The organism is Colwellia sp. BRX10-9 (genome assembly GCF_014077405.1).
In the GTDB taxonomy this organism is placed as follows: Bacteria; Pseudomonadota; Gammaproteobacteria; order Enterobacterales; family Alteromonadaceae; genus Colwellia_A.
In genome coordinates, this window is sequence record NZ_JACGVV010000149.1 from 1 (window position 1) to 262 (window position 262).

The window sequence follows — 262 nt, forward strand, 5'->3', positions numbered from 1 at the left end:
CCTTCGGGAGGACGGTCACCACTTTGTGTTTCATGACTGGGGTGAAGTCGTAACAAGGTAACCCTAGGGGAACCTGGGGTTGGATCACCTCCTTATCTTGAAGTAAAAACAGTTTAATGGAAACTTCGGTTTCACGAGTGTCTACACAAATTACATGATAACAAATTAGAAGAATCCCGATGGGGCTATAGCTCAGCTGGGAGAGCGCCTGCCTTGCACGCAGGAGGTCTGCAGTTCGATCCTGCATAGCTCCACCATCTTA

Annotated in this window: 1 tRNA gene and 1 rRNA gene; both read left to right on the forward strand. The window is 48.5% G+C overall.

Features of this window, described 5'->3' with window-relative positions:
- Positions 1-95 (forward strand): 16S ribosomal RNA (locus H4J69_RS19810); the annotation flags it as partial.
- Positions 96-181: 86 nt separating this feature from the next.
- Positions 182-257: transfer RNA gene (locus H4J69_RS19815), tRNA-Ala, on the forward strand.
- Positions 258-262: the final 5 nt, after the last annotated feature.